Below are 23,596 nucleotides of genomic sequence, written 5' to 3' on the forward strand. Positions count from 1 at the left end.
GATGATCAACTTACCCGGGAGTTGCTGTGGGATGTGCAACGCTTGGCACGTGTCGGCAACTCGGATGATGATCCTCGGCGCGGTGCGGCTCATGCAGCCGGTGCACGGCTACGACGTGCGGCGTGAGCTGCTCAGTTGGGGCGCCGATCGGTGGGCCAACGTACAACCTGGATCGATTTATCACGGGCTGCGCAAGCTGGCCGAGGAGGACATGCTGCGCGAGGTCGGCACCGACCAGGTCAACGGGCGGCCGGCGCGCACGTCCTACGAGATCACGGCCAAGGGCGAGGCCGAGTTCGAGACGCTGCTGCGCGACCTCTGGTGGAACGTGGCCATGCCGGCCGATCCGTTCTTCGCCGCCTTCTCCTTCCTGCCGTCGCTGCCGCGGGAGGAGGCGTCGGCCGCCCTGCGCAACCGGGCCACGGTGCTGCGGGCGACGGCCGACGGGATGCGGTCCTCGCTGGAGTCGCGCTGGATCAACGAGCTCAAGCCGACGCACGTGGCCTGGATGTTCGAGCTCAGCATCGCGCGGATGGAGGGAGAGATCGCGTGGTGCGAGCGCATCGCGGAGTTGATCGAGTCGGGAGTGTCGTACCTGCCCGATAGCCTCCGCGAGTCTCCCGAGTTCCGCGACTATCTCGACAGGACAAGCAATATTCAACGTTGACCAGTCGAGTTATATCGCGTTAGAGTCCCGGGTGACATCAGTCGACCCGGGGGTGGTTCATGATCATCGAGACCAGCGGGCTGCGGAAGTCGTTCCGCTCCCGCCAGGGCAGAGAGAAGAAACTGGTCGAAGCCGTGCGCGGCGTCGACCTGCGCGTCGACGAGGGTGAGATCTTCGGGTTCCTCGGCCCCAACGGCGCCGGCAAGACCACCACGCTGCGGATGCTGGCCACGCTGATCGTCCCCGACGGCGGCGCCGCCACGGTCGCGGGCGCCGACCTGCTGCGCGACCCGGGTGAGGTGCGCCGCCGCATCGGCTACGTCGCACAGGGCGGCAGCACGTGGGACGACTCGACCGCGCGCGAGGAGCTGGTGCTGCAGGCCCGGCTCTACGGCATCGGCAAGGCGGCCGCGCTGGAGCGGGCGGCCCGGGCGCTCGACGCCTTCCAGCTGGCCGAATACGCGGACCGCAAGTGCAAGACCTACTCCGGCGGCCAGCGGCGCCGGGTCGACATCGCGCTGGGCATCATCCACGAGCCGCGGGTGGTGTTCCTCGACGAGCCGACGACCGGCCTCGACCCGCAGAGCCGGGCGCACATGTGGGACGAGATCCGCCGGCTGCGCGCCGAGGGCATGACGGTATTCATCACCACCCATTACCTCGAAGAGGCCGACGCGCTCTGCGACCGAGTGGCGATCATGGACAACGGCGAGGTCGTGGTCGAGGGCACGCCGGCCGCGCTCAAGCGGTCCATCTCCCACGACGTGATCACCGTCGGGCTCAACGGCGCGACCGCCGAGGCGGCCAACCTGCTCGACTCGGCCACCTTCGTCTCCCGCCTGGAGAAGCTCGACACCGGCGAGGGCCTGCGACTGTTCGTCGAGGACGGCGCGACCGCCATGCCCCAGGTGCTGCGCGAGCTCGAGCGCAACGGCGTCACCCTGAAGTCGATCGAGCTGCACCGGCCGAGCCTCGACGACGTCTTCCTCACCAAGACCGGCCGTTCGCTGCGGGAGAAGTGACTCGAGATGAAGTTCCTCCGTGACTGCTGGCTGATCTTCTCGCGCCAGATCCAGCTGCTGCTCCGCAACCCGATCTGGGTCTTCGTCGGCGTCTTCCAGCCGGTGATGTACCTACTGCTCTTCGCACCCCTGCTCAAGCCGGCCCTGTCGCCGCTCGGCGTCACCACCGACGCCGAGGCCTACCGGGTGTTCGTCCCCGGCCTGCTGGTGCTGCTGGCGATCTTCGGCGGCCTGTTCCAGGGCTTCGGCCTGATCGCCGAGCTGCGCGCGGGGGTGATCGAGCGGTCCCGGGTGACGCCGGTCAGCCGGTTCGCGCTGCTGCTGGGCCGCTCGCTGCGCGACGTGGTGTCGCTGATCGCCCAGGCCGGCATCATCACGATCCTGGCGCTCTTCTTCGACCTGCGCGTCTTCATCGGCGACCTGCTGCTGGCCTACCTGATGCTGGCGCTGATCGCCCTGATGACCTCGGCGGTCTCCTACGGGGTGGCGCTGGCCGTCAAGAGCGAGGACGCGCTGGCCCCACTGATGAACACGGTGGCCCAGCCGGTGCTGCTGCTATCCGGCATCCTGCTACCGCTCCAGTTCGCGCCGGGCTGGCTCGAGGCGGTCGCCAAGTGGAACCCGTTCTCGTGGGCGGTCGACGGCACGCGGGCGCTGTTCGCCGGCGACATCGGCAACGACCGCGTCTGGCAGGGCCTGCTGATCGTCGCGGTGCTCACCGTGCTGTCGGTCTGGTGGGCGGCCCGGGAGTTCGCGCGCAGCGTGCGCTGATTCCGGGCTGGGGTGTCCGCGGGCCGGGGGGGCCGCGGGCACCCATTCCTGTGCAAGCGCTCTCTCCGCGTACCGTGAGGTCGTGCCCCGCCTCGTCCACGACCGGATAACCCTGCTGCTGTACGCGCAGCTGGGCGTGTGGGGCTTCTTTCTCTACGGTTTCGGGCCGGTGGTGCCGCTGCTCCGCGACGAGCAGGGCGTCAGCGCGGCGCTGGCGAGCCTGCACGGCACCGGTCTCGCGGCCGGCATCCTGATCGCGGGCTTCATCTTCTCCCCGGTGTCCCGGCGGATCGGTCGCGGCGCCACGATCTGGACCGGCCTCGCCGGCGTGGTGCTGGTCGTCGGGATCCTCTGGGTCGCCCGACCGCTGCCGGTCACGGTCGGCGCGGCGGTGGTGGTGTCGGTGTTCGGCTCGTTCATCGTCAACGGCGTCAACGCCGCTCTGTCCGATCATCAAGGTGCGGCGGCGCCGGCGGCACTGAGCGAGGCGAACGCGACGGCGGCCTTCACGGGCGTGGTGGCGCCGCTGGTGGTCGGGGCGTTCGTGGCGGCCGGGCTGGGTTGGCGGCCGGCGCTGTCGCTGGTGGTGGTGCTCATCGTCGGCGTGCTGGTGCTCGGTTCGCTGTGGCGGGTGGGCACGCCGGCGCGCCGTGCTGTTGCCTCCGGCGGCTCTGTTTCGTCGGGCACGTTGTCGCGGCCTTACTGGATCGCCCTGGTGCTGTTGGCGGCGACCTCGTCGATCGAGGTGTGCTTCTCGCTGTGGGCGGTCGACGTGCTGCGTACCCACGCCGGCATGGCGTCGGGACCGGCCGCGGCGGGCTTCGCGGCGGTGCTGGCGGGGATGTTCGTGGGCCGCCTGGCCGCGGGCCGCATCGCTCTGCACGTGCCGACGGTGCGCCTGCTGTTGCTGTCGCTGGTGGTCACGTTCGGCGGCTTCGCGTTGTTCTGGGTGGCGACGGCGCCGTGGTTGGCCGTGGTCGGCCTGCTGGTGGTGGGCCTGGGCATGGCGGTGCAGTACCCGCTGGTGATCTCGCTGGCTCTGGCCGCCGCCCCCGGCCAGGCGGACCGAGCGTCGGGCCTGACCTCTTATCCCGTGGCCTTCGGCTTCGGCGTGGCGCCGGTGCTGTTGGGGGCGTTGGCCGACCGCTCGGGTACGCACCTGGCGTTCCTGGTGCTGCCGGCCTTCATCGGGGCGGCGGTGCTGCTGACGGCGTGGTTGGCGCGGTCGCTAGCTCTTCCAGAGGTCGGTGAGCCGCACTCCGAGATCGTCGAGCAGGTGGCGTAGCAGCGGCAGCGACAACCCGACGACGGTGCCGTGGTCGCCCTCGATCCGCTCGACGAACGGCCCCCCGAGCCCGTCGATGGTGAACGCGCCGGCGACGTGCAACGGTTCGCCGGTCCCGACGTACGCGGCGATCTCGTCGTCGGTGAGCTCCGCGAAGTGCACGACGGTAGACCCGACGGCGCCGACGGTCACGCCGGCCAGGTCGATCAGGTAGTGCCCGGTGTGCAGGACGCCCGACCGCCCCCGCATCCGCCGCCAGCGTTTTGTCGCGTCGTCGGAGTCGGTCGGCTTCCCGTAGACGGCGCCCTCGAACTCCAGCACGGAGTCACACCCGAGCACCAGCAGCCGCCCACCGGGCCCGACACTGATCCCCTCGGCGGGCAACCGCCGCGCGACCTCGGTCGCCTTCATCCGCGCCAGGGTCAGGCAAAGCTCCTGCGGGCTGTCCTCCCGCACGACGGACTCGTCAACCCCACTGACCACGACCTGGGGATCGATCCCGGCCGCGTTGAGCAAGGCCCGCCGGGCGGGACTCGCAGACGCCAACACCAACGTTGTAGTTCCAGCCGCTCGCACGAAAAGCTACGCTACCGTCCCCCTTTCCCGACGATGCCGACGGGCACGCAGGATGAGCACGAAGGCCGTAATAACACCCGCAACGGCAACCAAAACCCCGACCCACGGTGGCCGGTCGCTGTCCCGGGGTGGCGCGGCCACGCTCGAGGTTGGCTGCGGTGGCGAGGGGGTGGCTTGGGAGAGCGGGGGGACGTCGGCGGTCAGCGCGGCAACGATGTTGAGCACACCAAAGCCATACTGATCGTCCCGACCGGGCGGACCCTTGTCGGTCGCGGTAGCGGTAAGCCGATGCACCACCTCGGCAGCAGACAACTCCGGAAACCGACTACGCACCAACGCCACGGCCCCAGAAACGATCGCAGCGGCGTCCGAGGTGCCCGTGCCAGCGCCATACGCGCCGCCAAGCCTCGTTGTCATGATGTCTTCGCCTGGCGCGGTGAGGGCAACGCTCTCCCCGGTTGCGGATATAGCCGCGATGTCGCCGTTATGGTCCGTTGCTCCTACTGCCAACACGCCGGGATACGCTGCCGGGAAGCCTACATTTGATCTTGGTTGGTTTCCTGCGGCCGCGACCACCACTACATCGGCATCGACTGCAGCCTCGACTGCAGCGCGCAGCCGGTCCGACGGATTCCCGCCCCCAGAAACGTTGATTACTTCGGCGCCGTGGGTCGTTGCCCAAGCGATTCCTTCCGCGACAGCGTCCTGTCCCTTTGGGCTATCCCCTAGGCCAGCGGCCACCGGCAGGATTTTTGCCTTTGGTGCAAGGCCGAGCGCGCCGGCCGAACCGTCGCCGTGGGCTGCGATAATGCCCGCCATACCCGTGCCATGGCCAGTGGAATCCGTGTGGCCATCGGAGCCTGCTGTGCCGAGAACGTTTGTGCCGGGAAGGACGTTGCTACGCAAGTCTGGATGGAGCTCCACTCCACTGTCGACGACCGCTACAGTTACACCAAGACCTTGGCTGAGCTCGTGCGCCGCGACGGCGTCCAACGCTCGAAGATGCCATTGTTGATCACGGGTGACGTCCGCCGCGACGCTTCCTGGTGCCGCTAATAAGCACGCAACTAGCGACACTGCGAGTCGAAACATCACCGTTGTCCCAGGCCGATCGCCGGCCCTGGGTCTATCTCTGCCTTGGGTGGCGGCAACACCACAGGCGGGACACCTTGGCGCAGCTCCCAAACAGTGTCGGGATCGCGGCGTTTAATCTCAGCGTCACTGCTGGGGCTTCGTTGGGCTGGGATCGGTGCGGGATGGCCGCCTGCGATCACCCCGCCGGGCGGATTCACTCGGGGTGCGGCTCCTGGTGGCGGTTCACTGAGAGGTGCGGGTGCCCGCTGCGAATGGCGAGTCGGCGCAGCCCCAATGACCCCTCCAGGCGTGATCGCTTTGCCTGTGGTGGAGGCGGTGTAACCGGAGCGGGTTGAACGGGCGGCCGGGTCCGTCCCGCGTGGCTGTTTGAGGTCTGAAGCAGGCGAGCCGCCGACAACTCCCCCGGGGGAAGTGATCTTTCCCTGGGGTTGTCTTGCGGGCGCTGCCGGTTGCGTCGGAACTGCGTTGCTGACGGCTGACGGTAGGGTTTGATGCGTCGGTTTAGGGCCGGTGCCGGAGATACCAACGGGAGGACTCAACGTCTGGACTTTCGGTATAGCAGTCAGCCCGCGTGCTGACGGTGAAGGCTTGCCTTCCCACGCGTCCGACGCGTAATACGGCGGTGGCTGGCGGAATTGGTCTTGGGCTTGCACAAGCGCGCTGCTGAGATCGGACATCACTGCGCGAGCCCTCGTGTTCAGGCGCTCTAGGTCGGCGTCCGTTACCGGGGAAGGGCCGATCGTCGTGCCGGGGAGTTGGGAGGTCTTTGTGGACTCTATTAGGGCGTCGTGGTGCTTTCGGGCCTTTAGCTTTTCGGCATACTCCGACTGGATGGCGGCGACCTTTGTGCGCGCCGACTCCAACGTTGTCGTCGCCGTGGTCAGGGCGCCGTAGTTCGTGGCGGCTACCTCGTGCGTCGTGCGGACGTGGGCGATCAGGTAGTCCAGCCGCGCGATGAAGGCGCGCGATGCCGGGCTCTTCTCGGGCGGCCACGCCTCCGCCAGCTGGTCCCGGTAGACCTGCAATCGCGCCATGTGGGTGGCGGTCAGCTCTGAAAGCTTCCGCAAGCCCGAAGCATGGCGCCAGTGGGGATCAGTCTGCTGCGGCTCCAGCATCCGCCACATCGACGGGGTGTCGTGGCGCGACCAGTCCGTCGCGGTGGGAAGGCGACCACCCTCCAGCGGGTCACGCATCCGGCTCACCCCAGCCCGCGGGCGTTTTGTCCAGAGCGGCCTTGACCTCGTCCACCCGGGCCAGCGCGAACGCGTCCGTGTCGCGGTAGTTGCGGCTCACTTCGCCCGCCGCGACGGCGAAGCCGCCGGTGACGTCCTGGTAGTAGTACACGGTGTAGGCGGTGTCCTGCGCCGACGCCACATGGCGATCGAGGAAGCTCAGCAACTCCGGAAAATCGGTATAAGCCGGTGGTAGCTCCGCCAAAATGTCGTCGAAGATCGGCGACACGTGCGGGGCGAAGTTGTCTCTGACCTCGGCGTCGAGTGCCGCGGCGAACTCTTCCATGCGGCCGATGTCCGCCTCGATCTGGGCGTAGTCGCGCAGCCAGGCCGGTGGGAGGTCTTCGTTGGACAGTGCCATCCCGACCGACCTCCTCGCGCGTCACCGAGTCGTTGCTGACCGTGAGGTTAGTCCCGCCGCACCAGCCGCGCAGCCCCCAATGTGCGACTTAGCGCGGCAACCCCGACGCCCGCCAAGCGCCGGGACCTGGCAGCACCGGGCCCGGTCGGGCGGATCGCACCCATTGCGACGAAACCGGCGCGGCCGAAAAAGGCACAGGGCGGAACGACAGGACCCCTACCAGGGCCGCCAGCTCCTCGGGGGTGGGCGTACCGCGGGTGACCTTGAACAGGGGTTCCTCCGACATCCCACCAGCGTACGGTCGGTCTGCGTCACATGAGCAACTGCCGGCCGTGTGGCGTTCGGCGGGCACAGGTACGGTTTTGGGTGATGTCGATGACTCAGCCGCAGCTCGTCGCCGACCGGTATCGACTCGTCGAGCCGCTCGGTCAAGGCGGCATGGGCCGGGTCTGGCGCGCCCTCGACGAGGTGCTGCACCGCGAGGTCGCGATCAAGGAACTGGTGCCACCGCCGGGGCTCACCGACGACGAGCGCCGGGAGATGCGGGAGCGGTCCTTACGCGAGGCGCGCGCGATCGCGCGGCTCAACCACATCAACGTTGTACGCATCTTCGACGTCCTGCGCACCGACGGCGACCCCTGGATCGTCATGGAATACGTCGCCTCCCGTTCGCTGCAGGACGTGATCGCCGGCGACGGGCCACTGCCGCCCGCCCGTGTCGCGGAGATCGGCCTCGGCATGCTGGCCGCCCTCCGCACCGCCCACCGCGCCGGGGTCGTGCACCGCGACATCAAGCCCGCCAACGTGTTGCTCGCGGAAGACGGTCGGGTCGTGCTCACCGACTGGGGGCTGGCGACCATCCCAGGCGACCCGACGGTGACCCGCACCGGGCTGGTGCTCGGCTCGCCCGCTTACATCGCCCCCGAACGCGCCCGCGACGGCACGTCCGGTCCCCGCACCGACATGTGGTCCCTCGGCGCGACCCTCTACGCCGCCGTCGAAGGGCAGTCGCCGTTCGCGCGGCCCTCGGCCCTGGCCACCCTCGCCGCGCTGGCCACCGAGCCGCCGGCCCCGGCGCGCAAGGCCGGGCCGCTCCGGCCCGTCCTCAATGGACTCCTGCGGAAGGACCCGGCCGACCGGATCGACCCGGACGAGACCGACCGTCTCCTGCGCCGGGCCGCCGGGCGCAAGACCATCCCGCGTCGCGCCCTCCTGGACGGCGTACGCCGGCCCACCGCCCTCCGCGGCCTCCCGGCCGCCCCCGCATCGCCGGCCGCGCCAACCCCCCAAAGCCCGGCCCCGGCCAACGGCCTGGCGGCCGCACCGCAGAGCGCTCCTCCCGTGCCGCGGCAACGCCCGCCGCACAACCCACCCGGCGCCGGCGTCTGGCCGATCTCGCCGGCCGCGGCCCCGACGTCGCCGGCGGCACCGACGGCGGCCGCCGCCGCCCCGAGCGCGCCGACCACACCGACCCCCGGCAGCGAGGACGACCGACCACCGGTCATCCCCGGCTCCCCGGCGGGCCCGACCACCCGCCCGACCTCACCGGCGGCCCGCCCGACCTCACCCGCCGCCCGCCCGACCTCCGCCCCGCCGGTGACCGGCGACGTCGCGCCCACGGCCCGCCCCACCTCCGCCCCGCCGGCGGCACCCGCCTCCCCGGCCGGCCCGACCGCCCGCCCCACCTCGCCCGCCGGCCGCGCCGCGGTCCCACCACCGCCACCGCCACCCCCGACGGCCCAGGGCACCATCCACCAGAGCACCGGAAAGAGTCCACGAAGGACGGACCACCGCACCCGCTCGCTGGCCGTGCTCGCCGCCGCCACGGCCGCGGTCGTGCTCATGATGGCCGTCGTCCTGCTCCTGCTGCGCGACGACGGCGGCAAGGGCACCAACGGCGCCAACCCCAACCCCAGCGCCAGCGCGCCCAACCAGGGCGGCGGCCAGCCGGGGGCCAACCAGACCGCGTCCGGCGCGCCGACCCAGTCGCCCACCGGCCAGGAGCCGGGACAGGGGGAGGGCCAGGAGCCGACGGCCCCACCACCGCCGCAGGGCGAGCCGGGCTTCACGCTGCCCGCCGGCTGGACCATGCGCGACGACGGCAGCGGCTTCAAGGTGCCCGTCCCCAACGGCTGGACCTTCAGTCGCGATGACGACGGTCGGGCCAAGTGGACCGAGCCCAACGGCAACCGCTTCCTGCTGATCGAAGGGACCCGCAACCCGAAGCCGGACCCCCGCCAGGACTGGCTCACCAACGAGCAGTACCGCAAGGGCGGCTACAACAACTACCGCCGAATCCGGATCGAGACGGTCGACTACTGGGACAAGGCCGCCGACTGGGAGTTCACCTACACCAGCAACAGCGGGACCCGCCTCCACGTGCTCAACCGTGGCTTCGTCACCGCGAAGGACCAGGCGTACTCGATCTATTTCAGCACTCCCGACAGCCAGTGGCGGGCCAGCCGGGGCATGCTCAACGTGATCATCGAAGGGTTCAAGCCGGCGAGGCAGTGAGAAACCCCCTTCCGGTGGGTATTGACCCCCGCGGAACGGAAGGAGGTGACGACATGGTCCATCGACGACACGGGTCCCTGGCGAGCTATCTGCTCTGGGCGCTGGTCGCGATCGGTGACCTCATGCTCGTCGTGGTCAACGCGGGCCTCACCGTGCTGATCGGCCTCCTGTGCCTGGCGACCGGCGGTGTGGCCGCCGGCTGCGCGTCGCGCGTGCGGCGGGCGCGCCGGCTCGCGGCCGCCTCGGCCGTGCCTCTGGAGCGCAACGCATAGTACTGTCGCGGGCCATGCGGCTCGACGAGGTCACGGACATCTGGGATCGCCTGTTCGGCGCTCAGCCCGACCCACCTTCCTGGCTGGTCGTGGTGACCGCCCTCCTGGCGCTCGCGGTGGTCCTGGTCCGCGGGCCGTGGCGGGTGGCGCGCAACGCCATCACGATCGCCCACGAGGGCGGCCACGCCCTGGCCGCGCTGCTCACCGGCCGCCGGCTGCGCGGCGTCCGGCTGCACTCCGACACGTCCGGCCTGACGCTTTCCGCGGGGCGGCCGACGGGTCCGGGCATGGCGATGACCCTCTTCAGCGGGTACGTCGCCCCGTCGCTGCTCGGTCTCGGCGGAGCGGTGCTGCTCGGCGGCAACCACATCACGTTGCTGCTGTGGGTGACCGTCGCGTTGCTGCTGGCGATGCTCCTGCTGATCCGCAACCCGTACGGCGTCTTCTCGGTCGTGGTCACCGGCGCCGTGGTGTTCGCCGTCTCCTGGTTCGGCTCGCCCCAGGTGCAGGCCATCTTCGCGTACCTCGCGGTCTGGTTCCTGCTGATCGGCGGTGTGCGGCCGGTCGGCGAGCTGCAGACGCTGCGCAGCCGGGGCCGGTTGCCCGACTCCGACGCCGACCAGCTCGCCCGCGTCACCCACGTCCCGGCCCTGCTCTGGGTCACCCTGTTCGGCGTCGTCACCCTCGTCGCCCTGGCCATCGGCGCCTGGCTGCTCGGCGAGCCGATCCTCCGCACCGCGGGAATCGCCACTTGAGGCAACCGAACCGCGGGCTGCCGCGTGTTGCTTTTCGTGGACGGCGCGGACTTCGACGAGTTCTACCGGGCCAGCCGGCAGCGGCTGCTCGGTTTCGTCTACGTGCTGACCGGTGATCTGTCCGAGGCGCAGGACGCCGTCCAGGAGGCCTACATCCGGGCGTGGCAACGCTGGTCGACGGTGCGTGACTACGACGACCCGGAAGCGTGGATGCGGGTCGTGGCCGCGCGGATCGCGGTCAGCCGCTGGCGGAGCCTGCGCAGCCGGGCCCGCGCCTACCTGCGGCACGGCGCCGTCGAGTCGGTGCCGCCACCCACCACCGACACCGTCGAGGTGGTTGCCGCGTTGCGCCGGTTGCCGGAGGAGCAACGCACGGCGATCGCGCTGTACTACCTGATGGGCATGCCGGTGGCCGAGGTCGCCCGGGAGACCGGCGCGCCCGAGGGCACGGTGAAGGCGCGCCTGGCCCGCGGCCGCGTGGCGCTGGCCGGGCTGCTCGCCGTCGAGCTGGGGGAGGTGGCCGATGCGTGACGAGATCGACCTCGCCCAACGGCTCGCCGCCGACCTCGGCCGGGTCGAGTGGGCCAACGGCGAGGAGCTGCGCCGCATCGGTCGCCGCCGCAGCCGGCGGGCCGCGCTGTCAGCCTCGTTGTGCGTACTCCTGCTGTTCTCCGGCATCTGGATCGCGGCCACGCGGCCTTTTCAGCAACCGGCCGAGCAGGTGGATCTGTTCGGCGCGGCCGGCGCACCGGCGGTGCCCGAGCCCGTGGCCACCACGATCGGCCCGCAGGACCCGGCCTGGATACCGCCGGAAGCGCTGCTGACGCCGGAGGACGTCGCGCCGGGGCTCATCGCGACCGACGTGTCCGTCGACCAGAACCGGCCGGTCGGCGACTGGGTGCTGCCCGTCGCGTTGTGCAACACCTATGCGACCGTGCCGACCTACCAGGGCGTCTACCAGTTCCGCCGGCAGCAGACGGTCGGCTATCCACCCAAGGTGCCGGGTGAACCCAAGACCGCGCTGTCCGTGCTCCGCCAGACGGTGATGCGGCTGCCCGGCGATGTCTCCCGGCAGCTGGTGGCCGAGGCGGTCCAGCTGACCAAGGCCTGCCCGAAGTACGTGGCCGACGGGACGCTGTCCGCCGACGACCCCACGGGGTTGCCGAAGAAGGTGCGCACCACACACGCCTGGGTGCTGGTCGACCAGGGTTTCGCGGGCGACGACTCATTGCTCTTCCAGCACAGGGTGACCGCCATGACCGGCCAGCGGGATGCGGACCTCGGCGCGTCGGCGGTGCTCGTGATCCGCGTCGGCGACCTGGTCGCGACCGTGGAGCAGGTGGGCGACGAAGGCCCGGCCGTCCCGCTGAAGCTGGCCACTCGCGCCGCCGCCTGGTTGTGCACGGCCGCCACGCCGCCCTGCTGACCGAGGCCCGCTCAGGCGCCGCGGGCGAGCTCCGCCACCGCGCGCCGGTGCGCGTCGTCGTCAGCCAACCGCGCCAGCACCGCGTCGCTGATCTCCGCGAGCGCGTCGAGCTGATCGGGCGTCAGCAGATCCAGGAGGTACGTCCGGACGGCGGCCACCCGGTCGTCGGCCGCACCCTCGACGGCGGCCCGGCCGGCCTCCGTCAGCCGGAACACGGCGCCACGCGAGTCCTCGACACAGTCCTCCCGGGCGACCAGGCCGCGGGCCTGCATGCGCCCCAGGTGGTGGGAGAGCCGGCTCTTCTCCCACTGCACCTCACAGCGCAGCGCCAGCCCGCGCAGCCGGTGCTCGGGGGCCTTGAGCAGCGCGGACAGGATCCCGTAGTCGGCGTCGGACAGCCCCGTCTCCTGCATCAGCTGCCGGTTGAGCTGGCTGGCGAGCAGCCCCTGCATGCGGCGGTAGCGGTCCCACGCCCGCTGCTCGCGCGCCGACAGCGCCTTGGGACGCGTACGGGTGCCGTTGGTGGCCATCCTGTGACGATAGCCATTGGTTGACGTATCAGCCAGTTGCGTTATGGTTGACGCGTCAACCGTCCCCCATCGGAGGTACCCCTTGACCGACTACGGGCACGAGCTGTTGTTCGGCACCTTCGTCACCCCGCGGGCCGACGCGCCCGAGCGGGTGGTCGCGCTGGCGCAGGTCTCCGAGCAGGCGGGGCTCGATCTGGTCACCGCGCAGGACCATCCCTACCAGGCGGCGTTCCTCGACACCTGGACGCTGCTGTCGATGATCGTCGGCCGCACGCAGCGCATCCGGGTCTCGCCCAACGTGGCCAACCTGCCGCTGCGCCCGCCGGCCGTGCTGGCCCGCTCCGCCGCGACGCTCGACCTGCTCAGCGGCGGTCGGGTCGAGCTGGGGCTGGGTGCCGGCGCCTTCTGGGACGCGATCGCGGCCAACGGCGGCCCGCGCCGGACCCCGGCCGAGTCGGTCGAGGCGCTCGAAGAGGGCATCGCGGTGATCCGGGGGATCTGGGGCCAGACGGGCCCGTCGGTACGCGTCGACGGCCGCCACTACCAGGTCAAGGGCGCGAAGGTCGGCCCCGAGCCGGCACACGACATCGGGATCTGGGTCGGCGCCTACAAGCCCCGGATGCTCCGGCTGATCGGGCGGCTGGCGGACGGGTGGCTGCCGTCGCTGGGCTACGTCGACGTCGACCAGCTGTCGGCGCTGAACCGGCTGATCGACGACGCGGCCGTCAACGCCGGGCGGTCGCCGGCCGACATCCGGCGGCTCGTCAACATCAGCGGCGTGTTCGGGCGCTCCGGCGGGGGCATCTCCGGTACGCCAAGCGAGTGGGCCGAGCAGCTGGGTGAGCTCACGCTGGCCCATGGCTTCAGCGCGTTCATCCTGGCCTCCGACGACGCGTCGACGATCCAGCGGTTCGGCGTCGAGGTCGCGCCCGCGGTGCGCGAGCTGGTCGCGGCGGAACGCGCCCGCCCGCGCGCCACGCCGCAGGACGATGACGCGGGCCAAGGCGGCGTCGAGCCCGCCGTCGAGGGCCGTGCGCGCGAAGGGGAAGGCCCGCGGGAGTCGATCACCGTGTCGGGCGAGATCCCCGGACTCGGCATCGTCCCCACCCCGGACGACGGCACGCGGCTGGCCAGCCGCACCGTCTGGGACGAGAGCGAGCGCCCGGTGGCGCCGCGGATCGACGCGGAGCGGACCTACACGCGGCACGAGCGGGCCCGCGGCCAGCAGCTCGTCGACATCCACGACCACCTGCGGCAGGAGCTGGCCCAGGTGCGCGACCTGATCGACCAGGTCGAGGCCGGCCTGATCGGGGTGGGCGACGCGCGCTCGGCGATCAACGAGATGACGCTGCGGCAGAACAACTGGACGCTGGGCACCTACTGCGAGTCGTACTGCCGGCTGGTCACCACCCACCACACCATCGAGGACGCCTCGATGCTGCCGTTCCTGCGGCAGGCCGACCCGCGGCTCGGCCCGGTGACGCTGCGGCTCGAGGACGAGCACAAGGTCATCCACGAGGTGATCGAGAGCGTCGACCGCGCGCTGGTGGCGCTCGTCGGCGGCGAGGGCGACCTCAAGGGCCTGCGGGCCGAAGTCGACCTGCTCACCGACACGCTGCTCTCCCATCTGTCCTATGAGGAGCGTTCGCTGGTCGAGCCGCTGGCGCGCTACGGCGCCCACTGAGCGGCTAGAGCGGGATGTTGCCGTGCTTCTTGGGCGGCAACGTCTCCCGCTTGGTGCGCAGGGCTCGCAGGCCGCGGACGATCTGCACCCGCGTCTCGTGCGGCGGGATCACCGCGTCGACGTAGCCCCGCTCCGCCGCGATGTAGGGGTTGGCCAGCGTGTCCTCGTACTCCTGGATCTTCGCGGCGCGCAGGGCGGCCGGGTCGTCGGCCTCCGCGAGCTCGCCGCGGTAGAGGATGTTGACCGCGCCCTGCGCCCCCATCACGGCGATCTGCGCGGTCGGCCACGCGAAGTTCAGGTCGGCGCCGAGGTGCTTCGAACCCATCACGTCGTACGCCCCGCCGTAGGCCTTGCGGGTGATGACGGTGAGCTTGGGGACGGTGGCCTCGGCGTACGCGTAGATGAGCTTGGCCCCGCGCCGGATGATGCCGTCCCACTCCTGGCCGGTGCCGGGCAGGAAACCGGGAACGTCCACAAAGGTCAGCACCGGGATGTTGAACGCGTCGCAGGTCCGCACGAACCGGGCCGCCTTCTCGGACGCCGCGATGTCGAGCGTGCCGGCGAAGTGCAGCGGCTGGTTGGCCACCACGCCGACCGGTCGGCCCTCGACCCGGCCGTAGCCGACCACGATGTTCTGCGCGTAGAGCGGCATCACCTCGAGGAACTCGCCGTCGTCGAGCACGTGGGTGACCGCGGTCTTGATGTCGTAGGGCTGGTTGGCCGAGTCGGGCACCAGCGTGTCGAGCTCGCGGTCGTCGTCGGTGATGTCGAGGGTCGCCGGGGCCGGGAAGACGGGCGGCTCGTCGAGGTTGTTGGCCGGCAGATAGGACAGCAGCGCCTTGACGTAGTCGATCGCGTCGTCCTCGTCGGTGGCCAGGTAGTGCGCATTGCCGCTGCGGGTGTTGTGCGTGCGGGCACCGCCGAGGTCCTCCATGCCGACGTCTTCGCCGGTGACCGTCTTGATCACGTCGGGACCGGTGATGAACATGTGCGACGTCTGGTCGACCATCACGGTGAAGTCGGTGACCGCCGGCGAATAGACCGCGCCACCGGCGCAGGGACCCATGACCAGCGAGATCTGGGGTACGACGCCCGAGGCGCGCACGTTGCGGAAGAAGATCTCGCCGTAGAGGCCGAGCGAGACCACGCCCTCCTGGATCCGGGCGCCGCCGGAGTCGTTGATGCCGATGATCGGGCAGCCGGTCTTCATGGCGAGGTCCATCACCTTGACGATCTTCTCGCCGAAGACCTCGCCGAGCGAGCCGCCGAACACGGTGAAGTCCTGCGCGAACACGCAGACCTGGCGGCCGTCGACGGTGCCGTAGCCGGTGATCACGCCGTCGCCGTACGGCCGGGTCCTGTCGAGTCCGAAGGCGACCGAGCGGTGCCTGGCCAGCTCGTCGAGCTCCACGAAGCTGCCCTCGTCGAGCAGCATCTCGATCCGCTCGCGAGCGGTCTTCTTGCCGCGCGCGTGCTGCTTCTCGACCGCGCGCGCCGAGCCCGCGTGGGTGGCGTCGTCGACCCGGGCCGCGAGGTCGGCGAGCCGCCCGGCGGTGGTGCGGATGTCGACCTCGGCACTGCGTTGATCTGTCACGGCCCGATCGTAACGACGGTTCAGTCCGCCGAGGTTGTGCGGTTCGTCTCGACGCGTCCGTAGCGTTTCGCGGTTAATGCCCGATTCGTTAGACCTCACGTGATGACGGTCGTCGGACTCCTGTTCCTGATCGGAGGCGCCGGCGTCCTCCTCACCATGAACCGGCTGCTGTGGCCGCTCGACGAGAGCGACCCGGCCGGACGCCCGGGCGGACCCGGGCGCGCGTCGGTGGCGGGCGGCCGGCCGGGGCCGGCCCGCCACCCACGCCAACGCCTCCCGACCCGCGCCACCGCCGCGCGCCGGCCGAAAGCCGCGACCGCCGGTCACGCCGCCGGCTCGCCGCCGCCGGCAGCGCTCGGCGCGCGCCCGCCGGTCACCGCCCAGCGGACGCCGGTGTGGGTGGGGTCGACGGCGCGCCGGATCCCGCCGCCGGCGACCGAGCAGGCCGCGCCGGCCGGAACGTCGGCAAGAGACGCCGCGGGGCGGGCCCGGTCCGGGGCCCGCACGGCGGCGCAGGGCAACGGGTGGCGCCCGGCGCCACCGGTCGATCCATCGTCAGCTCGCCGCCCAGCCTCCGCGCCGGCCAGGACGCGCCAGACCGCGGCCGCGCCGCAGGATCAGGCCGCGGTGCCGCGGCATGCTGCCGAGGAGCGGCCGCCGACGTCGTCGTGGGCGCAGGTGCGGGTGGTCACCGTTCCGGACCGGGCGCCGGCGCCGGCGGGCGGGCGGGTCTACGGCGGGGGCGCCCGCCGCGCGGACGGCCCGGCCAACCGCTGGTCGTAGGCTTGCCGGGTGCCCGGCTCGCCGTACACCGACCTGGATCGTCCGCCGCTCAACGCGCGCGCTCTCGAGCGTGCCCTGATCGGTCCCGGCGAGCTGTGGACCCGGATCGACCTCAAGGCGGAGACCCCCTCCACCAACGCCGACGTCGCGGACGCCGCCCGCAGCGGGGTGCCCGAAGGGCTGGTCGAGGTCACCGAGTGGCAGACCGCCGGCCGGGGACGGCTGGGCCGCACCTGGGTGTCGCCGCCCCGGGCCGGGCTCGCCGTCAGCGTCCTGCTCCGCCCCGGCGCCGCCGACCCGGAGCGGGATTGGCCTGCGCTGCCGCCCAAGGCGTACGCCTGGCTGCCCCTGCTCGCCGGTGTCGCCCTCGCGGAGGCCGTGATCCGGCTCGCCGAGCTGCCCGACGGCGTGCTGCCGGAGCTGAAGTGGCCCAACGACCTGCTGATCGGCGGCGCGAAGTGCGCGGGCATCCTCGCCGAGGGCGTGCCGGACGGCGCGGGCGGTCCGGCCGTGGTCATCGGCCTCGGGCTCAACGTGACGCTCCGCCAGGAGGAGCTGCCGCGGAGCCCGACCGGTCTGCCGGCGACCTCGCTGCGGCTGGCCGGCGCCGAGGTGACCGATCGTGACCCCCTGCTGCGGGCCACGCTGCGCGGCCTGGCGACCTGGTACGAGCGGTTCCGCCTGGCCGGGGGCGATGCCGCGGCGAGTGGGCTGCGGGGCGCCTACCTGAGCCGGTGCGCGACGGTCGGCCGCCAGGTGCGGGTGCTGCTGCCGGGCGGCGACGAGTTCGCCGGCGAGGCGACGGGGGTCGACGACACGGGTCGGCTGGTCGTCCGCAGCCCCCACGGCGACCGCACCGTGGCCGCCGGTGACGTGCTGCACCTGCGCTGAGATACGACAACAGCCGGGGGTACGCGCCGGCAGGGCGAGGCAGTAGGTTCACCCCGTGGCATTTCCCGAAGACGTGCTGACCAGTGAGGAGCGCGTGGTCCTGCACGTGCACCCGCACTGGAAGACGCTCGCCCGCCCCATCGTGTTGGGCCTTCTGGTGGTCGCCGCGGCAGTGGTCGCGTTGATCTTCGTGCCCAGCGGGCTCGGTCAGCTGATCATCGGTGGCGTCGCGCTGCTCGTCCTGCTCTGGCTGCTGCTGCGGCCGGTGCTCGTCCGGCAGACCACCCACTACGTCTTCACCGACCAGCGCATCCTGCTCCAGGTCGGCATCTTCAACCGCGACCGGCGCGACATCCCGCTGAGCCGGGTCAACGACCACTCGATGAACCAGCACTTCGTCGAGCGCCTGCTCGGCACCGGCACGCTGGTCATCGAGTCGGCCGGCGAGCGCGGCCAGCAGGTCCTGCACGACATCCCGCGCGTCGAGAAGGTGCAGACGCTGCTCTACGAGCTCGTCGAGGCCGACCACGACCGCGACAGCCTCGACGAGGGCGAGATGCGCGACATCATGCGCGAGCACCGCGAAGCGACCGCCGGCGACAACCCTTAGAACTCGGCGAAGACGTACGGCGGGCGGGGCGGGAACAGTACGCGCAGCGCTTCGGCGGCCTCGACAGGCACCGTGCCCAGGCCGCGCAGGGTGATCTCGGCCGGGTCGAGCACGCCGTAGACCAGCGCCGACAGCCCGGCCGCGGTCAGCGACACGGCGGCCGGCGCGTCGCTGCGGTCGACGGCCAGCGTCCCCGATGTCCCGTCGAGGTGGTAGCGGCCGCCCAGCAGCGCGTCGTCGACCACGTCGACGGTGATCGCCACGGGGCCCGCCGCGATGCCTTCGAGGCCGTCGAGCGAGAGCACGCGGGCCATCGGCGCGTTGGAGCCGGCCGAGCGCGTGTCGGCGGTAGTCGCGACGCGGATGTCGTCGGCCCACAGCTCGGGCGTCTCGCCGGGCAGCAGCCCCAGCTTGACCCGGTCGACCTGGTCCGCGTGCCGGGCCAGGAACTGCAGCAGCAGGGCCCGCCCGCGCGGGCCGGTGTGCAGCAGGGTGTCGGCCGACAGCTCGCCGAGGTGGTCGTCGATCCGGTACGACAGGGCGCCGGCGACCTCGCCGTCGACGTGGGCGGTGACCACCCATTTCCGGTCGTCCCGCAGGGAGACGGCGCGGAAGTCGGGGAACACCGCGAAACCGTGCCGCTCGTCGAGCAGCCGCAGGGTCAGCGCGCGCAGGTCGGCGTAACCGTCGGCGATCCGGCGCCAGCGCAGTTCGCCGGGCAGGTCCGCCCGGAGCAGGTCGCCGAGACCGTCGGGGGAGAACGTGGCGGACCGGTGCTGCGGCAGGCTCACGTAGCCGAACCGCGCGTAGAAGGACGGTCGGAACGGGTAGAGCGCGGAGACCGGGTTGCCCTCGTCGCGCATCTCCTCGAGGAGCTGGTTGAGCAGCGCGCGGACGAAGCCGCGGCGGCGGGCCAGCGGGTGCGTCGCGACGCCCGCTACGCCGGCCATCGGCAGGACCATGCCGCGCACGTTCTGCTGCATCGGGATGGCGGACGCGGCGGCCAGCGTGACGCCGTCCTCCTCGGCGACCAGCGTGTGGTTGCCCGAGTGGTAGGGCAGGAACTCGCGGTAGTGCGCGGAGACGGCCTGCTCGGTCGGCGACTTGTCGAACGCGTACGACTGGAGCGGGAACGACGTGGTGAGCCGCTCGTCGCCGCTGACCCGACGGATTCTCAACGGTGGCGGCGGGCCGTGCCGGCGGACTCGAACTCCTCGACGACCTCGGCCAGCTCGGCGACCGGGTCGAAGGTGGCGATCACGTCACCGTCGACGGGGTGATGGCTGTGCTGCCTGACCGGAGCGACCGCCGGGGCAGCCGGCTCGGCCGCCGGCCGGAACACGAAGGTCCGGTAGGTGTAGAACCGGAAGATCGTGGCCAGCCCCAGCCCGAGGAACTTGAAGACGTTGAGCCAGAGCAGGCTGTGCGTGCCCAGGCCGTATTTCGCGATGCCCAGCACGCCGAGCTCGATCACCAGGCCGGTGGCGTTGAACAGCACGAAGAGCGCGGTCTCGCGGCGCATGGCCGACTTGGGCCGGTCGCGGTAGGTCCAGTGCCGGTTCATGAAGTAAGACGTGATCGTCGCGAAGACGGTCGCGACGACGTTGGCCTTCAGCTGCCCGTTGTGGAAGACGGTGAGGGCCAGGGCATTGAACACCACGAAGTTGATGACGGTGTTGATGCCACCGACGATGCCGAACTTCAGCGCCTCACGAACGAGTTTGTTCCAGCGCTCAGGCAGGTGTCGGTCCACGCGCATTGGGCCACCTTACGGGAGATGGGCGGTTCAGTTGGGGCCAACGGTGGTGGTTGCGGGGGAACTCACTCCCCTAGTCACCCTTGGTCACGGGCACTGAAGCGGACGGTGTCGGTGGTGCTGCCGCCGCGTCGATGAAAACGAACCGCCGGTAGGACCAGAAACGGAAGAGGGTGCCGACCGCCGTGCCGATGAACTGGCCGGAGATGTTGTCGGCGAGCGCCGTCTGGAACACGCTCGGCCAGAAATTGCCGAGGATGTAATGGCTGATGCCCAGGCAGGCCAGGCCGATGCCGAGACCGACGGCATTGAAGAAGAAATAGAGCACGTATTCGCGGCGCAGGCCGTTGCTGGCGCGGTGTCGCCAGGTCCAGAACCGGTTGCCGACGAAGGCGAGGCTCGCGGCGATGACCGTGGAGATCGTCTTCGCGATCAGCGGCGGGGTGCCCGCGCCGGAGATCAACAAGTTGAAGATCAGCAGGTCGACCAGGAACGCGATGCCCCCGACCGTGCCGAATTTGCCGAGCTCTTTGACCAGGTGACCGAACCTGTCGCGCAGCCGCGCCACCACCCCTTGCGGGGCGGCCGAAGATGACGACTCGTCGTCGGCAACGGTTGCGGACACGGCCCGAGACTACCGTCTGTGCGCATCCCTCGTTCGGTACGCCGGAAACGTTAACCAGACGGTGATCCACGCCGGGCGGCGACGGGATTGGCCCCGGCGCCGCCCGAAACGATCACCCCGCGGCGGGCAGGTCGGCGAGCTCGTCCAGCGCGGCCCGGCAGTCGGCGCAGGTGGCCAGGTGGCCGTCGACCGAGCTGCGGGCCCGCCGGGCCAGCCGCCCGCGGAGGTAGCCGGCGAGCCGCGCCGCGACCTGCCGGCACGCCGGCGCGGCGGCCGGCGCCACGTGCTCCTGCAGGTAGATCTGGCGCAGCCGCTCCCGGGCACGGAAGGCCAGCGCGGCGACCCCGCCCGGGGTCAGGCCCAGCCGGCCCGCCACCTGGGCCGCCGACTCGCCCTGGACGGCGGTGTGCCAGAGCACCGCCCGCCAGCGCTCGGGCAGTCGGGCGAAGGCCCGGGCCGCGTAGAGCCGGTCGAGCTGAGCCACCGTGGGGTCGGCGAAGGGCACGCCGGCCTCGTAGCGGCTCAGGTCGTCGGTGAACTCGACCCGCTGTTCGGCGCGGAGCCGGTCGTACCGCAGGTGCTTGAGCGTTGTGTAGAGGTAGGGCCGGAACGCGCGGGCGGGGCCGCGACCGGCACGGAGCGTGGCGAGCACCTTGGCGAACGTCTCGGCGACGAGATCGTCCGCGTCGGCCCGGTTGCGGACCAGGGTGCCGGCGAGCCGGCGGACCCCTCCCGCGTGTCGCACATAGAGAGTGCCGTAGGCGCCGGTATCGCCGGAGCGCACGGCTTCGACAAGATCCGCGTCGGTGGGCTCGTCGTCGCCGTCGGTGGGTTCCGGTCGCTGGTCGGTGGTGGTCGGGCTGGTCATGCCGCCTCCAGGGGGAGGAATGGGGCGGAAATGCCTATTTGGAACGTGAGGGAGAAAACCCTCGTTATGAGGAAAAGCGTAGGTCACTCCGTAGCGTGAGGGAAGAGGCGTTTTGGCAGCCCGGGGCACCGATGGGTGGGTCTCCGGTGTCCGCTGCGCACAGATGTCACCGACCCGGATGAGGGACGTCGATGGGCCGCCTGCGCGAATCTGCGCGGAAGAGCGCGACTTCCAGCGTGGAATTCCAAACCCACCGTCCCTTGTGCAGATTTTCACAACCGGCCACGCTGCCCTTAACGAGCATTCGGTTTAGTCTGAGTTGAACCCCGAGATGCACTGGCGTGGCGCGAGCCCGCCCTGGTTTGTGCACCCATAGGTCAGCGTCGACCGCTAGGAGTTCACAATGACTGCAAGTCCGGCCACCCTTCCCGGCGCCGACGAAGCCCCGACTTCGCATCCCCGACTGCTCGCCTGGGTCGCAGAGGTTGCCGAGCTCACCACACCCGATCGCGTGGTGTGGGTCGACGGGTCCGAACAGGAGTGGACCCGGCTGACCGACGAGCTCGTCGAGGCCGGCACGCTCGTCCGTCTCAACCAGACAAAGCGTCCCAACTCGTTCTGGGCGCACACCGACCCGACCGACGTCGCCCGGGTCGAGGAGCGCACCTTCATCTGCTCGGTCGACGAGGCCGACGCCGGGCCCACCAACAACTGGATGGCGCCCGACGAGATGAAGCGGGTGATGACGGACCTCTACCGCGGCTGCATGCGCGGTCGGACGATGTACGTCATCCCGTTCTGCATGGGACCCCTCGAGGCCACGAACCCCATGTTCGGCGTCGAGATCACCGACAGCGCGTACGTCGTGACCTCGATGCGCATCATGACGCGGATGGGCACACACGTTCTCGAGGCGATGGGCGACGACGCCGACTTCGTGCCGGCGCTGCACTCGCTGGGCGCGCCGCTCGAGTCCGGCGAGGCCGACGTGCCGTGGCCGTGCAACGAGACGAAATACATCTCGCATTTCCCGGAGACCCGCGAGATCTGGTCGTACGGGTCGGGCTACGGCGGCAATTCGCTGCTTGGCAAGAAGTGCTACTCGTTGCGAATCGCCAGCGTGATGGCGCGTGACGAGGGCTGGCTCGCCGAGCACATGCTCATCATGAAGCTGACCTCGCCCGAGGGTGTCGTCAAATATGTCGCGGGCGCGTTCCCGTCGGCCTGCGGCAAGACCAACCTGGCGATGCTGGAGCCCACCATCCCGGGCTGGAAGGTCGAGACGATCGGCGACGACATCGCCTGGATGCGGTTCGGCGACGACGGCCGGCTCTACGCCGTCAACCCGGAATATGGTCTGTTCGGCGTCGCGCCGGGCACGGACTACCGGACCAATCCCAACGCCATGCGTACGCTCGCCCGCGGCAACTCGGTCTTCACCAACGTCGCGCTGACCGACGACGGCGACATCTGGTGGGAGGGCATGGGCGAGCCGCCCGCGCACCTGACCGACTGGAAGGGCGGGTCCTGGACGCCGGACTCCGGCGAGCTGTCGTCGCACCCCAACAGCCGGTTCTGCACGCCGATCGAGCAGTGCCCGATCATCGCGCCGGAATACACGGACCCGAAGGGCGTGCCGATCGACGCGATCCTGTTCGGCGGCCGGCGCAAGACCACCGTCCCGCTGGTGACCGAGGCGCGCGACTGGGTGCACGGCGTCTACCTCGGCGCGACGCTCTCCTCGGAGACCACCGCCGCCGCGGCCGGCCAGGTGGGCGTGGTGCGCCGCGACCCGATGGCGATGCTGCCGTTCATCGGCTACAACGCCGGCGACTACTTCGCGCACTGGATCGAGATGGGCAAGGGCGCCGGCGCCGACACGGCCAAGCTGCCGAAGATCTTCTACGTCAACTGGTTCCGGCGCGACGCCGACGGCGGCTTCCTGTGGCCCGGCTTCGGCGAGAACTCCCGCGTGCTCAAGTGGATCGTCGAGCGCATCGAAGGCCGTGGCCAGGCGGTCGAGACCGCGATCGGCCACGTGCCGACGCCGGAGGCCCTCGACGTCTCGGGCCTCGACATCGAGCCGGCGCAGCTGGCGGCCGCGCTGCGCGTCGACGCCGACGAGTGGCGGGCCGAGATCCCGCAGATCACCGAGTGGTTCGAGAAGTTCGGCGACAAGCTGCCGGGCGTGCTCTGGGCCGAGCTCGACGCCCTCAAGGCCCGCCTGACCTGATGTCGCTTCGGGAGGCCCTCTTCGGCGGGCCTCCCTACACTCACGG

General features: G+C 70.9%; 23 protein-coding genes and 1 pseudogene. 14 read left to right on the top strand and 10 right to left on the bottom strand.

Annotated features, from left to right (window positions below; translation table 11 throughout):
- Positions 1-49: 49 nt before the first annotated feature.
- The 4 genes from O7635_RS13295 (at position 50) to O7635_RS13310 (ending at position 3,745) form a co-directional block, all read left to right on the top strand.
- Entirely contained in the window at positions 50-667 is a 618-nt protein-coding gene (locus O7635_RS13295) for a PadR family transcriptional regulator (RefSeq protein ID WP_347405277.1), read from the top strand.
- Between the two features lie 62 nt (positions 668-729).
- Positions 730-1,689, top strand: a complete 960-nt coding sequence (locus O7635_RS13300) for an ATP-binding cassette domain-containing protein (RefSeq protein WP_278085469.1) — start codon at positions 730-732, stop codon at positions 1,687-1,689.
- Positions 1,690-1,695: 6 nt separating this feature from the next.
- On the top strand, positions 1,696-2,460 hold the full coding sequence (locus O7635_RS13305) for an ABC transporter permease (protein ID WP_278080718.1): 765 nt from the start codon (positions 1,696-1,698) through the stop codon (positions 2,458-2,460).
- An 82-nt stretch (positions 2,461-2,542) separates the two neighbouring features.
- A complete protein-coding gene (locus O7635_RS13310; protein WP_278080719.1) occupies positions 2,543-3,745 on the top strand; it encodes an MFS transporter in 1,203 nt (400 codons plus the stop codon).
- On the opposite strand, the gene O7635_RS13315 is transcribed toward O7635_RS13310, so the two are convergent.
- The 4 genes from O7635_RS13315 to O7635_RS13330 form a co-directional block, all read right to left on the bottom strand.
- Positions 3,689-4,321: a nucleoside triphosphate pyrophosphatase gene (locus O7635_RS13315; protein WP_278080720.1), complete on the bottom strand. Its 633-nt coding sequence runs from the start codon at positions 4,319-4,321 to the stop codon at positions 3,689-3,691. The two genes, O7635_RS13310 and O7635_RS13315, sit on opposite strands and share 57 nt — an antisense overlap.
- A 6-nt stretch (positions 4,322-4,327) precedes the next feature.
- Positions 4,328-5,314 carry a type VII secretion-associated serine protease mycosin gene (gene mycP, locus O7635_RS13320; protein WP_278080721.1) on the bottom strand — a complete coding sequence of 329 codons (987 nt, stop codon included), beginning with the start codon at positions 5,312-5,314 and terminating at the stop codon, positions 4,328-4,330.
- A gap of 1,287 nt (positions 5,315-6,601) precedes the next feature.
- Entirely contained in the window at positions 6,602-7,009 is a 408-nt protein-coding gene (locus tag O7635_RS13325) for a hypothetical protein (protein ID WP_278080722.1), read from the bottom strand.
- A gap of 88 nt (positions 7,010-7,097) precedes the next feature.
- Positions 7,098-7,295 carry an acyl-CoA carboxylase subunit epsilon gene (locus tag O7635_RS13330; protein WP_278080723.1) on the bottom strand — a complete coding sequence of 66 codons (198 nt, stop codon included), beginning with the start codon at positions 7,293-7,295 and terminating at the stop codon, positions 7,098-7,100.
- Between the two features lie 83 nt (positions 7,296-7,378).
- Here O7635_RS13330 and O7635_RS13335 point away from each other — a divergent pair, with 83 nt between their 5' ends.
- Genes O7635_RS13335 through O7635_RS13355 form a run of 5 tightly spaced genes read left to right on the top strand, consistent with a single transcriptional unit; the run spans position 7,379 to position 11,976 of the window.
- Positions 7,379-9,523: a protein kinase gene (locus O7635_RS13335; protein WP_347405278.1), complete on the top strand. Its 2,145-nt coding sequence runs from the start codon at positions 7,379-7,381 to the stop codon at positions 9,521-9,523.
- Between the two features lie 53 nt (positions 9,524-9,576).
- Positions 9,577-9,795, top strand: coding sequence for a hypothetical protein (locus O7635_RS13340; protein WP_278080725.1), 219 nt, complete (start codon positions 9,577-9,579; stop codon positions 9,793-9,795).
- Between the two features lie 14 nt (positions 9,796-9,809).
- Complete coding sequence (locus tag O7635_RS13345; protein ID WP_278080726.1) at positions 9,810-10,550, top strand: M50 family metallopeptidase; 741 nt, start codon at positions 9,810-9,812, stop codon at positions 10,548-10,550.
- A gap of 36 nt (positions 10,551-10,586) precedes the next feature.
- Positions 10,587-11,081, top strand: a complete 495-nt coding sequence (locus tag O7635_RS13350; RefSeq protein ID WP_278085470.1) for a SigE family RNA polymerase sigma factor — start codon at positions 10,587-10,589, stop codon at positions 11,079-11,081.
- Positions 11,074-11,976, top strand: a complete 903-nt coding sequence (locus O7635_RS13355; RefSeq protein WP_278080727.1) for a hypothetical protein — start codon at positions 11,074-11,076, stop codon at positions 11,974-11,976. Before O7635_RS13350 ends, O7635_RS13355 begins: the two co-directional genes overlap by 8 nt.
- Before the next feature lie 11 nt (positions 11,977-11,987).
- Here O7635_RS13355 and O7635_RS13360 read toward each other — a convergent pair whose 3' ends face one another.
- Positions 11,988-12,506, bottom strand: coding sequence for a MarR family winged helix-turn-helix transcriptional regulator (locus tag O7635_RS13360; protein WP_278080728.1), 519 nt, complete (start codon positions 12,504-12,506; stop codon positions 11,988-11,990).
- 82 nt (positions 12,507-12,588) lie between these two features.
- On the opposite strand from O7635_RS13360, the gene O7635_RS13365 reads away from it, so the two are divergent.
- On the top strand, positions 12,589-14,190 hold the full coding sequence (locus O7635_RS13365; protein WP_278080729.1) for an LLM class flavin-dependent oxidoreductase: 1,602 nt from the start codon (positions 12,589-12,591) through the stop codon (positions 14,188-14,190).
- Between the two features lie 4 nt (positions 14,191-14,194).
- On the opposite strand, the gene O7635_RS13370 is transcribed toward O7635_RS13365, so the two are convergent.
- Entirely contained in the window at positions 14,195-15,784 is a 1,590-nt protein-coding gene (locus O7635_RS13370) for an acyl-CoA carboxylase subunit beta (protein ID WP_278080730.1), read from the bottom strand.
- A 102-nt stretch (positions 15,785-15,886) separates the two neighbouring features.
- Between O7635_RS13370 and O7635_RS13375 the strand changes: the two genes are divergently transcribed.
- Genes O7635_RS13375 through O7635_RS13385 form a run of 3 tightly spaced genes read left to right on the top strand, consistent with a single transcriptional unit; the run spans position 15,887 to position 18,068 of the window.
- Positions 15,887-16,567, top strand: a complete 681-nt coding sequence (locus O7635_RS13375; protein WP_278080731.1) for a hypothetical protein — start codon at positions 15,887-15,889, stop codon at positions 16,565-16,567.
- A 9-nt stretch (positions 16,568-16,576) separates the two neighbouring features.
- Entirely contained in the window at positions 16,577-17,458 is an 882-nt protein-coding gene (locus O7635_RS13380) for a biotin--[acetyl-CoA-carboxylase] ligase (RefSeq protein WP_278080732.1), read from the top strand.
- Positions 17,459-17,513: 55 nt separating this feature from the next.
- The gene (locus O7635_RS13385; RefSeq protein ID WP_278080733.1) at positions 17,514-18,068 is read left to right on the top strand and encodes a PH domain-containing protein; all 555 of its coding nucleotides are present in this window, start codon (positions 17,514-17,516) and stop codon (positions 18,066-18,068) included.
- Here the strand turns inward: O7635_RS13385 and O7635_RS13390 are convergent.
- The 4 genes and pseudogenes from O7635_RS13390 to O7635_RS13405 form a co-directional block, all read right to left on the bottom strand.
- Positions 18,065-19,246, bottom strand: coding sequence for a GNAT family N-acetyltransferase (locus O7635_RS13390; RefSeq protein ID WP_278080734.1), 1,182 nt, complete (start codon positions 19,244-19,246; stop codon positions 18,065-18,067). The genes O7635_RS13385 and O7635_RS13390 overlap by 4 nt on opposite strands.
- A gap of 20 nt (positions 19,247-19,266) precedes the next feature.
- A pseudogene (locus O7635_RS13395) lies at positions 19,267-19,827 on the bottom strand (GtrA family protein); the annotation flags it as partial.
- A gap of 70 nt (positions 19,828-19,897) precedes the next feature.
- On the bottom strand, positions 19,898-20,449 hold the full coding sequence (locus tag O7635_RS13400; protein ID WP_278080735.1) for a GtrA family protein: 552 nt from the start codon (positions 20,447-20,449) through the stop codon (positions 19,898-19,900).
- 112 nt (positions 20,450-20,561) lie between these two features.
- Positions 20,562-21,317: a sigma-70 family RNA polymerase sigma factor gene (locus O7635_RS13405; RefSeq protein ID WP_278080736.1), complete on the bottom strand. Its 756-nt coding sequence runs from the start codon at positions 21,315-21,317 to the stop codon at positions 20,562-20,564.
- A gap of 403 nt (positions 21,318-21,720) precedes the next feature.
- Between O7635_RS13405 and O7635_RS13410 the strand changes: the two genes are divergently transcribed.
- Positions 21,721-23,550, top strand: coding sequence for a phosphoenolpyruvate carboxykinase (GTP) (locus O7635_RS13410; RefSeq protein WP_278080737.1), 1,830 nt, complete (start codon positions 21,721-21,723; stop codon positions 23,548-23,550).
- Positions 23,551-23,596: the final 46 nt, after the last annotated feature.

Source organism: Asanoa sp. WMMD1127, assembly GCF_029626225.1.
Taxonomy (GTDB): Bacteria; Actinomycetota; Actinomycetes; order Mycobacteriales; family Micromonosporaceae; genus Asanoa.

Excerpts from the sequence above, each read along its gene's own strand:
- O7635_RS13355 (WP_278080727.1), top strand. The coding sequence starts at position 11,074 with ATGCGTGACGAGATCGACCTCGCCCAACGGCTCGCCGCCGACCTCGGC.
- O7635_RS13330 (WP_278080723.1), bottom strand. The coding sequence starts at position 7,295 with ATGTCGGAGGAACCCCTGTTCAAGGTCACCCGCGGTACGCCCACCCCC.
- O7635_RS13305 (WP_278080718.1), top strand. The coding sequence starts at position 1,696 with ATGAAGTTCCTCCGTGACTGCTGGCTGATCTTCTCGCGCCAGATCCAG.
- O7635_RS13375 (WP_278080731.1), top strand. The coding sequence starts at position 15,887 with ATGACGGTCGTCGGACTCCTGTTCCTGATCGGAGGCGCCGGCGTCCTC.
- O7635_RS13360 (WP_278080728.1), bottom strand. The coding sequence starts at position 12,506 with ATGGCCACCAACGGCACCCGTACGCGTCCCAAGGCGCTGTCGGCGCGC.
- O7635_RS13345 (WP_278080726.1), top strand. The coding sequence starts at position 9,810 with ATGCGGCTCGACGAGGTCACGGACATCTGGGATCGCCTGTTCGGCGCT.
- O7635_RS13325 (WP_278080722.1), bottom strand. The coding sequence starts at position 7,009 with ATGGCACTGTCCAACGAAGACCTCCCACCGGCCTGGCTGCGCGACTAC.
- O7635_RS13335 (WP_347405278.1), top strand. The coding sequence starts at position 7,379 with ATGTCGATGACTCAGCCGCAGCTCGTCGCCGACCGGTATCGACTCGTC.
- O7635_RS13405 (WP_278080736.1), bottom strand. The coding sequence starts at position 21,317 with ATGACCAGCCCGACCACCACCGACCAGCGACCGGAACCCACCGACGGC.
- O7635_RS13410 (WP_278080737.1), top strand. The coding sequence starts at position 21,721 with ATGACTGCAAGTCCGGCCACCCTTCCCGGCGCCGACGAAGCCCCGACT.
- O7635_RS13340 (WP_278080725.1), top strand. The coding sequence starts at position 9,577 with ATGGTCCATCGACGACACGGGTCCCTGGCGAGCTATCTGCTCTGGGCG.